Consider the following 16,716-nt stretch of genomic DNA (forward strand, 5'->3'; position numbering starts at 1 on the left):
TGGTGCGTGTAGTCTGAGCCTGTATGAAGAGAACATGGCGCAGATCCCGTACATGGTGATTGCCTTGGTGCTGGCGGCCTTAGGATATTTGGTTGCTGGTCTCGTTATGTAAGTTAATTAAAAAAACATATACACAATTTATCGGGCGCCGCAAGGCGCCCGACTGCTAGGAGGTAAACGTTATGACAAGCAAAAAGCAAGCGGATATACTTCTTGTATCGAACAATATCTTTGCGGGAAAATATGGCGAGGATAAGCCGTTTCCTGGTATTGTAGCTATCGTAGACAACAAAATCGCTGCGGTAGGCGACATCGCTCAAAGGGATGAGTGGATAGGGGAGGATACAGAGGTATATGAGCTTGGTGACAAAGTAGTATGCCCGGGATTTTCTGATAACCACGTATTCTTCACCGGATATGTTTGGAAACGTATCGGCGCCGACCTTTCCGGGGCAAACACTCCAGCAGAAGCGGCAAAGATATTGGAAAGTTTCGCAAAAACCCTGCCGGACGACAAACCGGTTTACGGCCATGGGCTGAATGTGGACGGTTGGTCCGATGCGGACAAAGACGCGGCTATTTTAGATAAGATATTTGGGGCCCGCGCTGTAATCGCCTACACCCCGGACCGGGATTTCTGCTGGCTGAACAAGGCGGCGCAGGAAAGATATCAAATTACAGCGGACGAATGCTGGGCGGAGGTAAGCTGGCGGCTGTTCAAAGAATACTTAAGCGACAAAAAATTTGCAGCCAGGGAATATAAAATATTCAGCGATCTCTTGGCTTCCCGCGGTGTGACTTCCATTAAAGAAATTGGCTTTGACACCTATTTTGGATTTGCCGATATTCTGGAGGACTTCGAGAAAAAGGGCCAGCTGAAACACCGCATCAACTTGGTTTCCCAGCCGGTAGGGGCGCCGATGAACTATGAATACGGAGAAGAGTGCAAAAAACGGTTTGACAGCGATTTTATCCGTTTTATGGGCTACAACGTTATGGTGGACGGAGAGATCTGCACCCAGACCGCCGCGATGATCGAACCTTATGAAGGCAAAGGCGATTGGAAAGGCGACGAGGTGGATTACGCGTCTATTGAAAAGGCAGTCCTGGAAGCGGATAAACGGGGAATGCGCTGCGCGCTGCACGCGGAAGGAGACGCCGCTGTGCGGGGAGCGGTAGACATCTTTGAAAAATGCCAGAAGGTCAATGGAAAACGGGATTCCCGCCATGCGATTATCGATTTGGAAATGACCCATCCGGAGGATTTAAAACGTATGGGCGAGCTGGGGATCAGCGCTATCAACTATTTCCAGATTATCCAGACCAACGACGGATTTGACGGTTTCTACGGTGAAGAATGCGTAGGCAAACAGAGGCTGAGCAACTACTGGGCTTATAAACGCATGTTGGAAAGCGGCGTTAACGTTTGTGTAGGTACCGACCTTCCTTTGTCCGAGCCGGATATTCCACTGTCCCTGTATTTTACTGTAGCCAGAAAATTCTTAGATGGCAAACCGGAAGGCGGTTTCAATAAGGAACAAGGCATTACAGTAGCACAGACATTGCGTGCCTGGAGTGCGGGCGGCGCTTATGTGAATTTTATGGATAAAAAATTGGGCACTTTGGAAGAAGGAAAACTGGCGGATATTGTGGTATTTGACGGGGATGTGTTTACTGCACCCATCGACGAGGTGCCGCAGATAAAAGTGGAAATGACCATCTGTGATGGCCGTTTGGTATACAGCAAATAAGAAAAGCGTATAAGAGTAGGGCACAGCTTTTTGGTACGAGAGGAGAAAATGTATGAGAAAGATTACATTTGAGCAGATTGCTGCCATGAATATGCACTACCAGAAATGCTCCTTTGAGTATTTTTTGGAGTCCATCGACCGTTTAGGGGTCAAAAATTTCGAATTGTGGGCAGGTTCTCCCCATTTTTGCAATACTGATTCAAAAGCTTCTCCTGTTCCCAAGATGAAAAAAATGGTGGCCGACCGGGGAATGAAAATTGTCTGCGTGACGCCGGAACAATGTTTATATCCATATAATATTGCCGCCCGGGAAGGGCATATTCGCAAAAGAAGTATTGAGTATTTTAATCAGTATGTCCGCCAGACCGCCGAGCTTGGCGTAGATAAAATGCTCATTACCTCCGGTTGGGGAAATTATGACGAAAGGGTGCAGGACGCTTGGAACCGTTCTGTGGAAAGTCTGCGGGAAATTTTAAAAACCGCAGAAAAAGAAGGGGTTGACCTGGCGTTTGAGATCCTGCTCCCGGATGAATCCAATCTTGTGAATAATTTGGAGACCACTATTCGTATGATGAAGGAGCTGGAATCTTCCCGCGCCAAATGCTGTATCGATACGGTACCGGTCTGCTTTGAAGGGAAAACTTTAGATGATTTCTTTAAAGCGCTGGGCGATAAAATTATCCACATCCATCTCAATGACGGCGCGCCGGACGGCCATCTCACCTGGGGCGACGGCGAACAGCCTCTGGAGGAGCATCTGGAAGCCTTATCCAGGCATAATTATGCTGGTTATATGACTTTGGAGCTGGGCGACCCGCTGTATTATCTGGATCCGGAAAAAGATCTGAAACGGGGCCTGGATACCTTGAAAAAGGTGCTTCCTTACGAGGCAAAATAATCACCGGCCAGTGAGAGAAAGGATGAGTAGATTATGAGTAAAATCACAATGGATAATATGTCGGTTATGAGCGTATGCTATACCCGTTATTCCTTGGAATATACCATGGAATCCATCGCCGGGGCTGGTCTGAAACAATTTGAGTTTTATGCCGGTTCTCCCCACTATACCAGCTTTGATTATCCCGATCCTAAGGAAAAAGCGGCCCGGCTGGACTATATTGTAAAGCTGCTGCAAAAAAATAATCTGAAACTTAGCTGCCTCACGGCGGAAAACTGTATCTATCCTATCAATATTGCCGCCAAGGAAGATGAGCTGCGGGAGATCAGCGTCCAGCACTATCTGGATTATGTAGATGATGCAGTAACCTTAGGTTCTCCGGCCTTGTTTATGTGTTCGGGGTTTGGTTATTACAATGAACCGGCGGAACCTGCGTTCCAGCGTTCGATGGAAAGTATCAAGCGCATTTGTGAAAAGGCGGAAAAGAAAGGGATATGTCTCTTCCTGGAGCAGCTGGCTCCGGACGAATCCAACCTGGTATATGATCTAAAGACTTTAAAAAAGATGATCGATCAGGTAAACAGCCCCGCTTTAAAAATCTGTGTGGATACTGTGGCCATGGAAGTTCAAAAGGAAACGATCGAAGAATATTACCGGATATTCCCGGATAAGATCGCCCATGTACACATGCAGGACGGCACGCCCCAGGGCCATCTGGTGGCAGGTGAAGGAAATGCCGACTTTAAAAAATATTTGGACACCCTTCGTAAATACGATTTCAAGGGCGCGATCACCACAGAGATCAATAATGATATTTATCTTCGGGATCCGGACGCGGCCTTGAGAAAAGCGCTGGCCTATCTGCGGCCTCTGCTTGACGATTAAATCCTATATTTTGCCGGTTTCCCGCCTTTTGCCGGGAAACCGGTAAAAAAGAATGAAAGGAGTACAAAAAATGAAAGTAGCAGCAATCGGAGATAACTGTATCGATATGTATCCATCGCTTAACCGTTTTTATCCTACAGGCAACGCGGTGGATTTCGCAGTAAATATGCAGCTGTTGGGAATTCCCACAGCAGTAATCAGCACCACCGGCAACGATGAGTATGGTAAAATTATGATTGAGGCCCTTACTAAAAAAGGGATCGATCTTTCCCATTTCCGGGTAGGGGACGGCGCTACCGCGATCTCCTATATGGAGCTGGTTGATCTGGAAAGAACCTATGGCGATTATGTTGAAGGGGTTATGGAAAACGTAGTGTTTACCGATGAGGATGTGGATTTTGCTTGCTCCTGCGACTTGGTTCACAGCGCTTTTTGGGGGAATGCTCAGAAACATCTGCCCAAAATCCATGCGCATACGAAAGTATGTTTTGACTATGCCACTGAAATGAACGACCCCTTGGTAGAAGAAACCATTCCCTATGTGGATTATGCGTTCTTCTCTTATGACAAGCGGGATGAGAAAATAGAAAACTTCTTAAAGGACAAAGTAGCGAAAGGCTGTACTTTGGCAATTGCTACCTTCGGCGAGGAAGGAAGCCTGGTTTGGGACGGAAAACAGTTTCATACCTTCGGTATTTTCCCTGCTAAGGTGGTTAACACCATCGGCGCGGGAGATTCCTACCTAGCAGGATTTATGTATGGAATTTTAAAAGGATGGCCCATAGTTGAATGTATGAAAAAAGGCGCGGAAGTAGCCGCCGGCGTTGTTTCTGTATTCGATCCCTGGGTAGAAAGATAACTCGGTTAAGGAGAATAGTATGAAATCTTTGGTGATAGACAGCCATGTTCATGTAGGATTTTTTGAAGAAATGAACATTTCAGACCAACAGCACGTCTATAATATGAATATGATGGGGCTGTATAAAACTGGTTTAGAATCAGTGCAGGGCCTTTTTAATCGGTGCGATTATGCAGGGATTGACAAGGTTATTTTGCTTCCTATGGATTTAACCACCACGACCGGCGGTTGTGTAGGTACCAACGAGCAGGTGAAAAAATTGGTGGAGGAATATCCGGAGCGCTTTATCGGATTTGCCAGCGTGGATCCTAACCGGGAGGACGCTTTGGAGGTATTGGAATACGCTTTTAAGGATTTAAAGCTCAAAGGGTTGAAACTGCACCCCTCCAAACAGCGTTTCTATCCGGATGACCCGAAGATGGATGAGATCTACCGGATGTGCATCAAATACAACCGGCCGGTCACATTCCATGGGGGAATGTCGGTGGAGCCGGACACCCTGTCCAAATATGCCCATCCAATGCGGTTTGAGGAAACGGCATACCGTTTTCCAGAGCTGCGTATGTGCATTGCCCATTTCGCCTGGCCGTGGGTGCAGGAAATGTGTATGCTGATGCTGAAATATTCCAACGTCTATACAGATACAGCTTTACTATATTTTGACAACGCCCCGGAATTTTATCATCAGGTCTTTTCGGTGGATATGGGCCCCCGTTGGATTGAGCGTACCTTCCGCCATCAGGTGATGTACGGCTCAGACGATCCCCGGCTGGAACAGATTCGCATGATCGATGCTATCCGGGAAATGCCCCTGCGCAAAAGCACCCTGGATATGATTTTAGGGCAGAACGCGCTTGCGTTTATTGGAAGCGAGGTGTAGAGAAATGGTATATCAAGGAGAATTTGATATTCTGACTTCCCAGTACAACCAATTTATCCCCATTGGCGACAAAGTGGCGCAGGAGGTGGAGAAAAGCGGCATTAAAAGCGGTGTTGTTTATGTTATTACCGCCCACACCACCACCGGCATTACGGTCAATGAAAAATTGGAATGCTTGGAGGACGACCTTTTGGATCTGCTGGCGGGATTTGCGCCGGAAGACGGAACTTATTACCATGCCCGCTTTCTTCACTCTTATGGGGCCATGGCCGGCAATCCTACCGGCCACATGAAATCGATGATTACAGGAAATCACTGTGTTTTCCCAATTGTTGATGGGAAAATGAAACTGGGCGCGGCCCAGGAGATTTATTTGGGGGAATTTGACGGCCCCCAGGATAGGACGATCCGCATCACCGTCATGGGAGAAAAATGAAATAGAACGGAAAAGCAGAAGGGGGCCGCCTTAAGGCAGCCCCCTTCTGCTTTTCTATGATTAAACCAAACCTAACAAACGAACCGCGCTTGCCAACACAAAACATAGGATCATTCCTATGACTGTGGGGACGGCAAAGGAGACCGCCGTCCATTTCAGACTTTGTGTTTCCTTGTGGATCGTAAGACAGGTGGTAGAACAAGGCCAGTGCATTAAAGAAAACAGCATGGTGCAAATCGCCGTCAGCCAGGTCCAGCCATTGTCTACCAGCAGCTGGCGAAGCTGGGCGAGATCGTTTATCTCTAATATACTATCAGTACATAAATATGACATAATTACTATAGGGATAACAATTTCATTGGCCGGAAAGCCCAGAATAAAGGCTAAAAGGATGACCCCGTCCATTCCCAGCAGTTTTCCCAGCGGGTCTAAGAAGGAAGAGCAGTGGGTAAGAAGGCTTGCGTCCCCCAAGGTGATATTGGCAAAAAGCCAAATGATCAGTCCGGCAGGCGCGGCCACCGCGATTGCCCTCCCCAGGACAAACAGGGTTCGATCAAAGATAGAACGTACAATCACCTTTCCGATCTGCGGCTTTCGGTAAGGGGGAAGCTCCAAAGTAAAGGAGGAGGGGATTCCTTTGAGGATTGTTTTGGAGAGCAGCCTCGACACCAAGAAAGTCATCAGAACCCCCAGTACAATGACACAGGTTAACAGCAAAGTTGAAGCCAGAGATTGTAAGGGGGAGGATACGCTCCCCACAAAAAACATGGTAATAATTGCGATGAGGGTTGGGAATACAGGACCTTGGTTATGGAAACATTTCTGTTAAAAAAAGGGGAGGCCGGCCTATTTTTGGTACAAAAACATATGAAGCTCTTTCCCATCCCACTCCATTCGCTGAACAAACAGCTGGAGGAACTCTCGCTTCTCGTGAATGGTAAGAGAAGGGAAGATTACTTTAAAATCCGCGAATGTCCCAGCTAGCGCGTGCAGGGAAGGGGAGCCTTTTTGGGTGAATAAATCGTCTTTAAGGGATTTCTGCCGCTTTAAATCACTTAACTGGCGGTCCAGTTCCTCTATCCGGGCGGTAAGATGTTGGGATACCGCCTTTTTGTCCTGAGAGACGCACAAAACGTCCATTACACTTTGTATCGCCTGCTGTTTTTTTTCGATAAGAGCGTCCAAGTCCGCGGCAGGGGAACAGGAAAATTGAAAGGTCCTTTTTAGCCCTTCCAGCAGAGAAAAGATCCCCTCTCCTTCCTGAAAATGACACATAAGGAAATCGCAGACCAGGGAGTCCGCTTGTTTTCCGCTGAGATTTTGACAATGACAAAGCCCCTGCGCCTTCAATTTATTGGAACAGATATAATCAAAGAGAGTTTGGCTGTTGCTGCGGCGTTTGGGAAGCATTTGCGCTTTACAGCCGGCGCAAAAAATCCGCCCGGAAAGCAGGGAATAATCGTTATAGCTTTGGGGAGGTTTTCGGGGGCTTTTGAGGTTCTTTTCCCTTAGAAGCCTTTGTGTTTTTATCCAGTCACGGCTGCTGAGAATGCCTGGATGTTTTCCTATAGCGACTACCCACTGGGATACGGGAGTGCGCGGGTTTCCTTGACGTGAATGATCCCGGCGGTGATAGGCCAGCAATCCATAGCGCGCGCAGCACTGATCGGGAAAAAAACCCATATCGCATCCAAGAGAAGAAAAATACTCCCAGGCGTCCCGGTCGGCGGTGCAATATACTGGATTTTGCAGGATATCCTTGATCCCTGCAAGAGAATACGGTTTTCCGGTGCGGCTGTAAATATTCTCACGGGAAAGATATTTTGATACGCCGCTTAAAGAGCGCAGTTCCAAATATTTTTGATAAATTATTTTTACCGTTTGGATTTCTGCAGGGTCAAGTTTTAATTTGCTGGAAGTTTTGATTTTTCCATCGATTATAATATCCTGTGTTTTTTCAGAAGAAAAGCCGGTGGGCGGCGTGCCGCCCAGCCAGCGGCCTGTCCGGGCCAGCATAAACATATTGTCCCGCACCCGCTGAGCAATTGTTTCCCGTTCCAGCTGGGCAAACACGCTGGCGATATACATCATCGCTCGGCCCATCGGGGTAGAAGTATCAAACTGCTCCCGAATACATATAAAGCGAATCTCCCGGGACATAAGATCCTCTGCCAAGGGCGCGAAATCGCCTACGCTGCGGCTGATCCGATCCAAACGATAACATACGAGATAATCCACCTTCTGCTTCTTGGTATCTTCCAGCATTTTTTGAAACTGGGGCCGCTCGAGCGTTTTTCCAGAGAACCCCTCATCCTCATACACTGAGATTTCAGCATTTTTGCCCCCGTCAATATAGGCTTCGATATATTGACGGCACATTTCCACCTGGTTTTCAATAGATTCTCCCTTGCCGGAATAGACTGATTTTCGGCTGTATATAAAAATCCGCATGTGCGCCTCCCTCCCAGTTTATTAGCGTCTATGGTCATATCCTATGATAAGGCACACTTTTAAAATGACAGCCAGTAAGAAAACAAACGCCCCGGTTTCAAAATTTTTTGAAACCGGGGCGCATCGATATCGCTTTTTTATTTCAGCAGCCGGCAATCCTTTTTTTACCGGTTCGCGCCATTAGCCCTTGGTATCCTTCCCTGGGGCATCCACCGCAAGATGGATAAACCAGTTATCCTGCGCAGCTCTGTACTAAGATTTGATACCTGCAGGAATAATAAAATTGATCAGCCGGCGAAGCCTCTGTTCCCCAGTATAGGACAATTCCCTTTTGGCATATAATTTGGCAAGGGGGCGGCGAGATGAAACGAAATCAAATTCAAAATATTCGAGTTCATATGGTTCCCGGCCTCAAAGAAACCAGGGAGGAGCGGGCTTGTCAGTTTCATGTACAGATAATAGAGCAGCGTATAAATCAGATGGAATTATCCAGGGATCAAAAGATCCAAGTGGTTCAGTATATAATAGAAATACTGAAAAATACCAAACAATAAAAAATGTTGCGCGCCAGGCGCCGTCGTTACTGCTCCTTAAATTTCAATGATTGTGTCAGAAAAGGAACATTTTCCGTTTGTAAATTGAAGCTGGCACTGCTTTTTAATAGAAAACGCATGAAAATAACGGTTTTCCAGAGGAATCCACTCCTCCTCAAAGCGCCGGCACATCTGCGCTCCGTTTCGCACCCGAATACGGCGCATCTGCTCTGCGGGGTCCACCGATAAAAATACTTTGAGATCATAAAAATCGGATAACGCAGGGTGCAGGCTGTAAGAACCTTCTACGATACTAATACGGTTTGATGAAACGTGGACAGGCGCTCCGAGAACACCTTGGGAGCAAAGATAAGGCCGGTAGGAAAAAGACTGTCCGGCGTGCAAAGGATGCAGCGCCTCCTGTAAAAAGCGTTCATAATCCACGTTGCCGCCCGGTTGGGCCAGACGTTCAGGGGTGCGCTGCTGGGGACGGAGGAAAAAGTGATCCATAGGTACAACACTGCACCCGTAAACCAGCCGCAATAAAGCGGCAAGCGTCGTTTTTCCCGCGGCGCAGTGGCCGTCGAGGGCAACTAAGAGTCTTTTTTTTTTTGCAGCAGGGCGTCAATCTGGCAAAAGAGCGGAAGAAAATCACAAAATTGTTCTTCGACCACCCGGTAGGCGGGGTGATACTGCTCCCTAAAAAGCGTACTGTGGCGAAAAGCATTTCCGCCTTGGGCTTCCCACGCCTCTATTTCACCGCACACTTGCGCGGAGGAAAATGGAAGAGTCCCCACCTGGCAAAGCTCCTCAAAGACCTGGGCCTTGTGTAAAAATCCTTCCCTGCTCCCTCGCAGGCGCACAGCGGAAAGCTCAAAAAAACGAGAAAAGGTCTCTATCTGCAAAGGAGATTGGGCAAGCAAACGCAGATGCAGTCGGCAAAGTCCATTTCCAATAGGTTCTACAGCGGGGCGATCTGTATGCTCCGGCGCAAGAAGCGCATATTCCGCAGCCAGCCGTCGGAGGCCCTCTTGGGGATCACAGATCAGGTGGCCTGGGCCGAATTCATTTTGATAGAGAAGTTTAAGCATATCCGTAGACTGGGCCTGGGGATATTCAGACAGCTGTTGGGTCAGTAATTGCAATAACTTTTTTCTCATAAAGCAGGACTCCTGTCTTTTGCAGCGTAATTTTCTCGGAGCAAACCGGGATTTCCCTGACGTTTGACTGATATCATTTTAATTCTTGAAGCAGGCTTCAAGTCAAATGAATTTTTGATGGATAAATTTTGAAGGCTCCGCCGGGACCTATTTTCCCAATGGATTTCATAGGAAAGGCCGGGAACAAACTGCCGTTTGTTCCCGGCCTTTTTGTAGTTTGAGACAATACCGGGAGAAAAGGGGGGGCATTTTGTAAAATCCCGGCAGAGGTATATTAGTCTCCCATGGGGACCTGTGCCGGATGACTCTTTTTGAAACGTACAAGGCCGGTACGGTTGAGGGCTACCATGACCGCAGGAATTAAAATCAACTGGATGATAATACCGGGGATAGCGTTGAGAAAGGCGCCCGCCAAAAACATCTGCCAGGTAAAGACGCTGCCGCTAAGACCTAAAAGTAAAATTTGGGCAATCCCCCAAACGATCCGTCCTGCCAGCATAGCGGCAACGATAGAGCGGTAGAGGGCGATAATACACTGCCAACGGGAATTTTCATATAAAAGTCCGGCGACCAGACCGTAGCAAGCCAGTTCAAACGCCATGGCAATTCCGGTAGGAAAGAGGGGCGGCATCCCTATGAGCATAAAGCGAACCAAGGGAAGAAGAAAACCTACGCCCATACCATATTTCCAGCCGCAGATCAGCCCGCATAAAAAAACAGGGATGTGCATAGGCAGCAGCATATTTCCAAACCGAGGGATTTGTCCTGTAAAGAAAGGCAATATTATCCCCAGCGCGAAGAACACCGCCGCCAAGGTTATATTTTTTGTTGTCTGTTTCATGTTAATTCTCCTTTTTCGTCAAGACCGGCGATCGGCCCTACCATCCCTGCGATCAAGCTTTTATTAGGATGGAAATATTCCTTACCTATCATATCAGAACATTCCCTTGACGTAAACCCATAATCTTTGCCGTGTCCCCAATGAAAAAGAAAGATTTCTCGTTCAAAGGCAAGATCATCCCTACAAGAGCTAAATAGTTTCCATCTTCAGGGTCCCGGTAAACGGCCGTTGCATGGAACAAAATTGTTGGTGATGATAGCGATTAAGCGTTCTCTGGGAGAATCGATAATTCGGCATCCTACAATTCCAGCGGCGTTGCATCCGAACCCCATGCACATGGTTAACGCCTGTTTGCCGCAGGCGGAAGCTTTTTTAAAGAAATGATCCAAATTAAACGCCACTCGGGGCAGATATCCCAGATCCTCTAAAATAGTGAATAAAGGAAAAAAGATAGCCATAGGAGGGAGCATGACAGAAACAACCCAAGCCAGCACACGATAAACACCCAGCACCAACATTTCGTTAAGCCATTGGGGGGCGCCTATCCAAACAAAAAATTCACCCAGACGATCCTGGCCCCAAAACAACGCCTGGGAGAGGAGCTGGGAAGGATAGTTGGCGCCGGTAATTGTCAGCCAGAAGATCCCGGTTAGCAGCGCGAGCATAATAGGAATCCCTGTTCTGCGGCTGGTTAAAAGCCGGTCTATTTTGCGGTCCCGGACGTCATAATCGTGCTTATGAAAGGTTACCGCATCCAGGCAAACTTCTTCCGCGGCGAGCACAATACAGGATACAATTTTATCCCGGAGCTGCTCTTTGCTAATCCCATGTTCCAAAAGTTTTGCCAAAGCGCGTTTAAGTCCTTGAGAGATCTCCGGGTCATCCAGCACAGAAAAGCCCAGATAATCGCTAAGGGAACGAAGTAATGCCGGATCGTAATCCAGTAATTTCAGCGCAATCCATCGGGGAGCGAGATTTTTTACAGCCTTCTTTTCCACGATTGGCTGAAGAATAGAGATCGCTTCTTCAATAGCGGCGATATACCGAATATTTATTGGACAGGAAGAGAACGAACCGCTGGCAAGGCCGGCTGTTTTTTCCATAAGCCGGTCTAACCCTTTGCCGCTGCGGGCACTGGCGCCGACGACTGGAACACCGAGGGCTTTTTCCAGTTTTTCCAGATCGATGGAAATTTTCTTTTTGGCGGCTTCATCCATTAAATTTACACAGACCACTACATTAGGGGTAATCTCTATGGTTTGCAATACCAGATTTAAATTGCGTTCCAGGCAGGTAGCGTCGCACACTACAACCACTGCCTCCGGTTCTCCAAAACAGATAAAGTCCCTGGCGACCTCTTCTTCTGCGGAATGGGCCATTAAAGAATATGTACCTGGAATATCTACAAAAATATATTCTGTATCTTTATAGCGATGTGTTCCCTGAGCACAGCTCACCGTTTTTCCCGGCCAGTTGCCCGTATGCTGATTTAACCCAGTCAATTCGTTAAATACAGTGCTTTTTCCCACATTAGGGTTTCCTGCCAAAGCGATTACCCTATCCGTCGGATGTTGCTTTTCAATCACCAGCCCGCTGTCAATAGCGCCCAGCCCAGTAGAATTTGAGGTTAATCCCATATATTATCGCCCTCTCGCTAGTTGTAATATGTAACAGGTAAAACTGTCTGGGCAATTTTACCTGTAAAAAAAGAAAATTGCCTTAATGGAACTGAACCAGAATATTTCCTGAATCTTCGGTACGCAAAGCAATAATTGCTCCCCGTATTAAGTATGCGATGGGATCGCCGGAAGGACTTTTTTGCATACATTGGACGTCGGTGTTTTCAATCAGGCCAATGTCCTGTAATCGCCTGCGCATACTGCCGGTAGAAAGAATATTTTTTACCCGGGCGATCTGTCCTTCATCCAGTTCAGTGAGCGGATGAATTTCCATATGAAATCGTACTCCTTACGGTTTGGATTATCAGGGTGGGGAACCCTCCCTACAACATAATAATCAAAATGGTGTATTTGGTGACAGGAGACGTTTTTGTCTCAAACCATAAAAACAAAATTTCCTTGCAGTTTTTTATCAGCGACGGTATGATATAGAGGGTGAAATAAATGATAAAAGAAATAACACAAGAGAAAAAACAGGTTTTAGAGCTGCTGTTATTAGCGGATCCTTCCCAAGAGATGGTGGAGCGGTATTTAGAAAAAGGAATATTGCTGGTATATGAAGAGCGAGGAGAAAAGATAGGGGAAATCGTATTATATCCGGTCGCCCCAGGGGAATGGGAGATCAAAAACATTGCAGTGGCCCCCAAAGCTCAAAAAAGGGGAATTGGCAGGCTGCTTCTCCAGGCCGCCCAGAGCAGGTGTCTGCCGGGGGATCGGCTGATTGTCGGCACTGCGGATATTTCCCGGGGCGCGGTACACTTTTATGAGTCCTGCGGCTTTGTCCGGTATGACGTAATAAAAAACTTTTTCGTAGACAATTATCCACAGCCGGTGATCGATGAAGGGGAAGTCTGCATCGATATGGTGCTGTTGGAAAAAAGGATAAAATAAAAAAGAAAGCGGGTTTATGAATTTTGTTCATAAACCCGCTTTTTTCCTTTTTTAATATGTAAACCGATTACAGCCTAGTGTAACCATAGCTGTCAACAATAGCGTCGATTCCTTCCTGTTTTTTGCAGAACGGACAATCTTTCAGAGCCCAGGTCTGATAGTCTGGCAGATCACGCGCGGAAAACAAACTGCGTACAGGGATGTCCCCAACCATATCAATTGCGCTGAAAATCGCAGAAATTCCCACAACATTTCCGCCGTAATACCGGATACATTCCAACGCCCGGTTGATTGTTTTGCCAGTAGTAGCAGAGGCCACCAAAAGAATAATATGTTTATTCCAAAGAAGGTTCTGGATATTATCCCGGAAAATCAGCTGCGCATTAGTATTAAATTGGGGGGTGATCACAGCGATATCGTTATCGCTGTTCATAGACATGACCCCAGGCTTGGAAAGCTCACGGGCCAAAAACGCGCCGATCATTTCGCAGTCGTCCATACATACGATGGTGTCTACCGGGGTGGAATTGGTATATTCCGCCGCCAAGCTGTCCGCTACCAGATGGGCTTGTTTATGGCGATACTTAATGCCGGTCATGTCAATATAATAATTGACGTGGGAGTGATTAGTGGCAAAATGGCCGGGAATAATTGCGATAGACACTTTGCTGTTTACTTTGGATTTAATCTTAATAGTTCTGCTTTCCATAAAGGCCTCCTTATTATCCAAGATTGGGAGTACTCCTATTATATCACTTATATACAAATATTTCAATCACAGGATTTAATTTTTGTTTGAGTTGTGTATTGGGGGATTTTTCTTTGAAAATTTCTTCGTTGACAAACAGGAAATATAAGCTATAATATTAGTAATGATTACTATTATTGAAAAGTGAAGGAGTGAACGATATGAACCTTTCATCTCTGACGCTGGCTCTGCTGGGAACAGGCTTTACCTGCCTGATGACAGTGGCCGGGGCGGCGATGGTGTTCTTTTTCCGAAAAGAGATAGATCCGGATACCCAGCGGGTGTTTTTAGGCTTTGCCGCCGGCGTTATGATAGCGGCGTCTGTATGGTCTCTGCTCATCCCGGCGATTGAGATGGCTCAGGAACAGGGAAAGATCGGATGGATCCCCGCAGCGGGCGGATTTGTCATCGGCGCTGTTTTCCTTTTGGGGCTGGATCGTCTGATGCCGCACCTTCATGCCGGCAGTGACCGGCCGGAAGGAATGCCCTCCTCCCTTAGACGCACCACCCTGCTGGTACTGGCGGTAACGCTGCACAATATCCCGGAGGGGATGGCGGTAGGGCTTTCGTTCGCTTTGGTAGGGGATGGCCAGAGCGCGGTGACCTTAGCGGGGGCCAGCGCCCTTGCCATTGGTATGGGACTGCAAAACTTCCCGGAAGGGGCGGCGATTTCCCTCCCTTTGAAAAAAGAAGGAGCCTCCACGGGAAAATCATTTTTATATGGGGCCCTTTCCGGTGTGGTAGAACCAATGGCGGCAGTAATCGGGGTTGTTTTGGCGACTTCGGTATCTGGAATTATGCCGTGGATTTTGGCTTTTGCCGCCGGAGCGATGATTTATGTAGTGGTGGAAGAGCTTATCCCGGAGGCCCATTTGGGGGAACACTCCCATACAGGTACCATCGGGGTAATGGCAGGATTTTTGATTATGATGATTTTGGATGTAGCGCTGGGATAAGAAGAACTCCCGCCTTCCCGTTTTAGCGGAAGGCGGGAGCTTTTATTTACAAAGCCGGCGGCAAAGCTGCAGCCCTTTTGGAGTGAGCGTTACGAGACCCCGCTTGATATAGGGAGTGTCAAATAAAAACTCTGGGCGCTGCTTTCCTTGTTCGGTCAAAGCACAAAACTGGCGGTACAGCTGACTTTCATAATATAGGGCGTAGTCCGACCGGGCGGTTACCGCCAGGGAATAGGAAATGAAAATAAGCCCCTTCTCCTGCAGAGCGGCAAGTTTCGCGCCCAAGGCCTTTACCGTTTCCATAGTATCTTCCCGGCTTTCCAGGTGGACATGGTTCAAGGCGGTAGAGATGAGATCCTTTTCTTTGGAACTGCGCAGTTCAAACCGTACGATAGAAAAACGTTTTTTACCATAGATGGAAAAAAGCAGTTGTTTCTCCTGAGCCGTTAGATACATAGACGGACCCTCGTTTCTAGAATAATTTTTTATAGCCGCGCCTTGGTAAATCGAAGATTTCCTCCCGCCCATGGCGGGAAAACGCTCTGCGTTTTCAGGCGCTGGCTGCAAAGAGCATCCCAAGGTTTCGCTTTTGCGAAACCTTACCCGGACAGTGTCCGGCGCAAAACATCGTTTTGCGGGGATTTTTTATAGCCGCGCCTTGGTAAATCGAAGATTTCCCCCCGCCCATGGCGGCAAAACGCTCTGCGTTTTCAGGCGCTGGCTGCAAAGAGCATCCCAAGGTTTCGCTTTTGCGAAACCTTACCCGGACAGTGTCCGGCGCAAAACATCGTTTTGCGGGGATTTTTTATAGCCGCGCCTTAGTAAATCGAAGATTTCCTCCCGCCCATGGCGGGAAAACGCTCTGCGTTTTCAGGCGCTGGCTGCAAAGAGCATCCCAAGGTTTCGCTTTTGCGAAACCTTACCCGGACAGTGTCCGGCGCAAAACATCGTTTTGCGGGGATTTTTTATTTCTCTAATACCTATGCAAAAATAAGAAAATTTCATACGCCTGGTTGAAAAAACATAAACTCCATGGTACACTGAAAACAATTATTGGGAGACAAAATATAGGGGGACAAAATATGAAAACAATCTTATGTTACGGCGACAGCAATACTTGGGGATATCATGCGGAAGAGGATGGGGCCCGCTATCCTTTTGATGTACGCTGGACCGGGCGGCTGGCCAAGGCGCTGGGCAGCGGCTACCGGGTGATTGAAGAGGGACTCAACGGGCGCAGTATTGGATTTGAGGATACGATTGAGCCTTACCGCAACGGTTACGATTATGTAATCCCCTGTATTTTGACCCATGAGCCTATTGACCTTATGGTGATTATGCTGGGCACTAACGATACCAAAGGAAGATATGCCCTCACCCCTTCGGAGATTTCCTATGAAATGGAAAACTTTCTTCAGCGGGTAAAATCCCAGTTTATGTGGGACCGCCAAGGGGCGGATATTCTGCTGGTTTCCCCGGCTCTGTTCGGCGATGGGGAAATTGAGGAAGAATTCGGGGATGCTGCCCGGCAGAAAGCGAAAAAGCTAGCGCCTTACTTTAAACAGCTGGCAGAGGACTACGGATGTTTTTTCCTGGACGCAGGAGAGCTGATCAAGGCCCACGGATGCGACAATATCCATTTTTCTCCGGAGGATCACCGGCTGTTCGCCTTGGAAATTGAAAATAAAATTAGGGAGATTTTTGCCTGATTTCTCTTTTAGTATTGCCCGGAAAGAATTTTTCTTTCC

The 16,716-nt window shown here is 47.5% G+C and carries 17 protein-coding genes and 2 pseudogenes; 10 read left to right on the forward strand and 9 right to left on the reverse strand.

Features of this window, described 5'->3' with window-relative positions; genetic code table 11:
• Positions 1–182: 182 nt before the first annotated feature.
• From H8705_RS12430 to H8705_RS12455, 6 genes are all read left to right on the forward strand, one after another.
• The gene (locus H8705_RS12430) at positions 183–1,751 is read left to right on the forward strand and encodes an amidohydrolase (RefSeq protein ID WP_262396113.1); all 1,569 of its coding nucleotides are present in this window, start codon (positions 183–185) and stop codon (positions 1,749–1,751) included.
• A gap of 52 nt (positions 1,752–1,803) precedes the next feature.
• Complete coding sequence (locus H8705_RS12435) at positions 1,804–2,649, forward strand: sugar phosphate isomerase/epimerase family protein (RefSeq protein WP_262396114.1); 846 nt, start codon at positions 1,804–1,806, stop codon at positions 2,647–2,649.
• Positions 2,650–2,682: 33 nt separating this feature from the next.
• A complete protein-coding gene (locus H8705_RS12440; RefSeq protein ID WP_262396115.1) occupies positions 2,683–3,534 on the forward strand; it encodes a sugar phosphate isomerase/epimerase family protein in 852 nt (283 codons plus the stop codon).
• Between the two features lie 70 nt (positions 3,535–3,604).
• Positions 3,605–4,393, forward strand: a complete 789-nt coding sequence (gene frlD, locus H8705_RS12445; protein WP_262396116.1) for a fructoselysine 6-kinase — start codon at positions 3,605–3,607, stop codon at positions 4,391–4,393.
• A gap of 19 nt (positions 4,394–4,412) precedes the next feature.
• Positions 4,413–5,273: an amidohydrolase family protein gene (locus H8705_RS12450; protein ID WP_262396117.1), complete on the forward strand. Its 861-nt coding sequence runs from the start codon at positions 4,413–4,415 to the stop codon at positions 5,271–5,273.
• Between the two features lie 4 nt (positions 5,274–5,277).
• Complete coding sequence (locus H8705_RS12455; protein ID WP_262396118.1) at positions 5,278–5,709, forward strand: secondary thiamine-phosphate synthase enzyme YjbQ; 432 nt, start codon at positions 5,278–5,280, stop codon at positions 5,707–5,709.
• A 60-nt stretch (positions 5,710–5,769) separates the two neighbouring features.
• Here the strand turns inward: H8705_RS12455 and H8705_RS12460 are convergent.
• Together H8705_RS12460 and H8705_RS12465 are read right to left on the reverse strand one after the other, a co-directional pair.
• A pseudogene (locus H8705_RS12460) lies at positions 5,770–6,504 on the reverse strand (nucleoside recognition domain-containing protein); the annotation flags it as partial.
• A 51-nt stretch (positions 6,505–6,555) separates the two neighbouring features.
• Positions 6,556–8,160: a recombinase family protein gene (locus H8705_RS12465; protein ID WP_262396120.1), complete on the reverse strand. Its 1,605-nt coding sequence runs from the start codon at positions 8,158–8,160 to the stop codon at positions 6,556–6,558.
• Between the two features lie 362 nt (positions 8,161–8,522).
• Between H8705_RS12465 and H8705_RS12470 the strand changes: the two genes are divergently transcribed.
• The gene (locus H8705_RS12470; RefSeq protein ID WP_262396121.1) at positions 8,523–8,714 is read left to right on the forward strand and encodes a hypothetical protein; all 192 of its coding nucleotides are present in this window, start codon (positions 8,523–8,525) and stop codon (positions 8,712–8,714) included.
• A 36-nt stretch (positions 8,715–8,750) separates the two neighbouring features.
• Here H8705_RS12470 and H8705_RS12475 read toward each other — a convergent pair whose 3' ends face one another.
• From H8705_RS12475 to H8705_RS12495, 5 genes and pseudogenes are all read right to left on the reverse strand, one after another.
• Positions 8,751–9,203, reverse strand: a complete 453-nt coding sequence (locus H8705_RS12475) for a hypothetical protein (protein WP_262396122.1) — start codon at positions 9,201–9,203, stop codon at positions 8,751–8,753.
• Between the two features lie 83 nt (positions 9,204–9,286).
• Positions 9,287–9,853, reverse strand: a complete 567-nt coding sequence (locus H8705_RS12480; RefSeq protein ID WP_262396123.1) for a hypothetical protein — start codon at positions 9,851–9,853, stop codon at positions 9,287–9,289.
• A 274-nt stretch (positions 9,854–10,127) separates the two neighbouring features.
• Positions 10,128–10,694, reverse strand: a complete 567-nt coding sequence (locus H8705_RS12485) for an ECF transporter S component (RefSeq protein WP_262396124.1) — start codon at positions 10,692–10,694, stop codon at positions 10,128–10,130.
• A gap of 215 nt (positions 10,695–10,909) precedes the next feature.
• A pseudogene (feoB, locus tag H8705_RS12490) lies at positions 10,910–12,331 on the reverse strand (ferrous iron transporter B); the annotation flags it as partial.
• A gap of 82 nt (positions 12,332–12,413) precedes the next feature.
• The gene (locus H8705_RS12495) at positions 12,414–12,647 is read right to left on the reverse strand and encodes a FeoA family protein (protein ID WP_262396125.1); all 234 of its coding nucleotides are present in this window, start codon (positions 12,645–12,647) and stop codon (positions 12,414–12,416) included.
• A gap of 170 nt (positions 12,648–12,817) precedes the next feature.
• On the opposite strand from H8705_RS12495, the gene H8705_RS12500 reads away from it, so the two are divergent.
• Entirely contained in the window at positions 12,818–13,264 is a 447-nt protein-coding gene (locus H8705_RS12500) for a GNAT family N-acetyltransferase (protein ID WP_262396126.1), read from the forward strand.
• 67 nt (positions 13,265–13,331) lie between these two features.
• Here the strand turns inward: H8705_RS12500 and H8705_RS12505 are convergent, their stop codons facing one another.
• Positions 13,332–13,973 carry an orotate phosphoribosyltransferase gene (locus tag H8705_RS12505; protein ID WP_262396127.1) on the reverse strand — a complete coding sequence of 214 codons (642 nt, stop codon included), beginning with the start codon at positions 13,971–13,973 and terminating at the stop codon, positions 13,332–13,334.
• A 200-nt stretch (positions 13,974–14,173) separates the two neighbouring features.
• Here H8705_RS12505 and H8705_RS12510 point away from each other — a divergent pair, with 200 nt between their 5' ends.
• Positions 14,174–14,968, forward strand: a complete 795-nt coding sequence (locus H8705_RS12510) for a ZIP family metal transporter (protein WP_262396128.1) — start codon at positions 14,174–14,176, stop codon at positions 14,966–14,968.
• Between the two features lie 42 nt (positions 14,969–15,010).
• Here the strand turns inward: H8705_RS12510 and H8705_RS12515 are convergent, their stop codons facing one another.
• On the reverse strand, positions 15,011–15,424 hold the full coding sequence (locus H8705_RS12515; RefSeq protein ID WP_262396129.1) for a hypothetical protein: 414 nt from the start codon (positions 15,422–15,424) through the stop codon (positions 15,011–15,013).
• A gap of 626 nt (positions 15,425–16,050) precedes the next feature.
• Between H8705_RS12515 and H8705_RS12520 the strand changes: the two genes are divergently transcribed.
• Positions 16,051–16,677 carry a GDSL-type esterase/lipase family protein gene (locus H8705_RS12520; protein WP_262396130.1) on the forward strand — a complete coding sequence of 209 codons (627 nt, stop codon included), beginning with the start codon at positions 16,051–16,053 and terminating at the stop codon, positions 16,675–16,677.
• Positions 16,678–16,716: the final 39 nt, after the last annotated feature.

This window comes from Youxingia wuxianensis, from assembly GCF_014385085.1.
Taxonomy (GTDB): Bacteria; Bacillota; Clostridia; order Oscillospirales; family Ruminococcaceae; genus Youxingia; species Youxingia wuxianensis.